This window comes from Methylobacterium sp. CCH5-D2 (genome assembly GCF_001556475.1).
Classification (GTDB): Bacteria; Pseudomonadota; Alphaproteobacteria; order Rhizobiales; family Beijerinckiaceae; genus Methylobacterium; species Methylobacterium hispanicum.
In genome coordinates, this window is record NZ_LSIX01000690.1 from 1 (window position 1) to 2,033 (window position 2,033).

Annotated in this window: 3 protein-coding genes and 1 pseudogene; all 4 read left to right on the plus strand. The window is 74.9% G+C overall.

The annotated features are described in order from the left end of the window. Window positions 1-262, plus strand: a 262-nt coding sequence (locus AX737_RS34590; protein WP_210173137.1) for a SiaB family protein kinase, incomplete at its 5' end; no start/stop codon positions are given. A gap of 9 nt (window positions 263-271) precedes the next feature. Continuing rightward, the gene (locus AX737_RS18165) at window positions 272-661 is read left to right on the plus strand and encodes a DUF1987 domain-containing protein (RefSeq protein ID WP_066923888.1); all 390 of its coding nucleotides are present in this window, start codon (window positions 272-274) and stop codon (window positions 659-661) included. Further along, window positions 661-1,545: a GGDEF domain-containing protein gene (locus AX737_RS18170; RefSeq protein WP_082773126.1), complete on the plus strand. Its 885-nt coding sequence runs from the start codon at window positions 661-663 to the stop codon at window positions 1,543-1,545. The genes AX737_RS18165 and AX737_RS18170 overlap by 1 nt, the downstream gene beginning before the upstream one ends. A 38-nt stretch (window positions 1,546-1,583) precedes the next feature. Then, a pseudogene (locus AX737_RS18175) lies at window positions 1,584-2,033 on the plus strand (serine/threonine protein phosphatase); the annotation flags it as partial.

Below are 2,033 nucleotides of genomic sequence, written 5' to 3' on the forward strand. Positions count from 1 at the left end.
GTTCTTCGTGGTCTGCGGCAACGAGGTCGGCAGCGCCGAGGTGCCGCGCCTGCGCGAGCGCCTCGACCACCTCTCGGGCCTCACGGGCGAGGAGCTGAAGCGCTTCTACCGCGAGAAGCTGCGTCAGCCCCCGGACGAGGGCAGCCTCGGCGGCAGCATCGGCCTGATCGAGATCGCCCGGCGCTCCAGCGCCCCGGTCGAGTACGACTTCCAGGCGATCGGCGCGGAGCGCAGCCTGTTTTGCCTCAAGGCCTACATCTGAGGCCCGCCGATGACCCGCATCCAGATCGCCGCGACCGAGCGCTCCCCGGAGGTCGATTTCGACTTCGAGACCGGCCGCCTGTCGCTGCGCGGCGAGTCCTATCCGGAGGACGCCGCCGCCTTCTACGGGCCGCTGCTGCAGGCCCTGCGCGGCCACCTCGCGGAGGGAGGGCAGGCCCCGCTCGCCTTCGAGGTCGCGCTCGCCTACTTCAACTCGTCGAGCGCCAAGGCGTTGATGAACCTGTTCATGCCGCTCGAGGACGCCGCCGCCGCGGGCCGTCCCGTCACGATCCGCTGGCTCTATGCCGAGGGCGACGACACGATCGCGGAGGCCGGCGCGGATTTCGCCGCCGACTTCGAGCACGCGGCCTTCGAACTCGCGATGGAGGCGCAGGTCTGATGCCGGGCAGCCGGGCAGCCGCGCTCAGGCGCGCGCAGGAAGCCGTCCAGGGCTCCGTGGGGGGGCCGGCGCGGGATCCGGCGAGGGATCCGGCACAGGACGACGGGTTCAGCCTGTTCGATGCCGAGGAGGCCGTCATCGGCCGCGCCGACGTGATGCTGTCCCGCCTCTCCGAGGTGGCCGACGGCGTGCAGGAACTCGCCGGCGCCTATCGCCGGGGCACCCGCGAGCAGCGCCGCCTCGTGCGGATGAGCGACCGCATGCAGCTCGAGCTGCAGCGGGTGAACCAGCGCATGGCCGAGCAGCAGCGCGAGTTGCAGGCCCTCAACGCGGCGCTCTCGGGCGAGATCGAGCACCGGACCCGCCTGGAGGCGGAGCTGCGCCGCCTCATCGACACCGACCACCTCACGGGCGCGCTGACGCGGCGCCGCTTCCTCGAGGTCGCCGAGCTGGCCTGGCCGCGCGCCGCGGGCGGCGCGTGCCTGCTGATGCTCGACCTCGACCGGTTCAAGCGCATCAACGACGGCCACGGCCACGCGGCGGGCGATGCCGCGCTCGTCGCCTTCGCGGCGACCTGCCGGGGCATCCTGCGCCCGGGCGACGCCTTCGGCCGCACGGGGGGCGAGGAATTCGCCATCCTGCTGCCGGAGACCGGCCCGGATGAGGGACTGGCCCGCGCCGAGGGCCTGCGCCGGGCGGTGGCGGACACGCCTGTGCAGACCGAGCGGGGCGCGCTGTCGATCTCGGTCAGCGTCGGGCTCGCCGCCTGCGCGCCCGGCGAGCCTCTGGCCGGGGCGCTGAAGCGGGCGGACGCCGCTCTCTACGCGGCCAAGAACGGCGGCCGCGACCGGGTCCGGGCCGCCGCCGCGCCCGGGACGGCCTGAGCGCCGCCCCGAACCCCTCCGAGCCGGTCCGAGGATCCATGAGCACCGCCGAGACCTCACCCCCGGCGGCCCGGCGCGGCGGCCTGCGCGGCTCCGGGCCGATGCGCCGCGAGGACCTGCTGGACACGCTGGGCTTCGCCGACGTCGCGGCCGACGTTGCCGGTGCGGACGCGATCATGGCGCCGGGCGCCCTGCGCGGGGCCGCGCGGGGCCGCGACCTCGACAGCCTCACCCGCACGCTGTTCCTGCGGATCTATCCCGTCATCGCCGCCGTGGTGCTGCTGACTCAGGCCGGGATCGCCTGGATCAACCACGCCGACCAGCTCCGCCTCCACGCCGACCGGGCGAACCTGCTGGCCTCGCTGACCGCGAGCGCCCTCGCCCGGCCCGGCTGGGAACGGGCGCCCGAGATCTTCGGGCCCCAGCTCCAGGCGCTCGCCCGGGACCCGGCCTTCCGCTACGCGGTCCTGCGCGACGCGGCGGGCGCC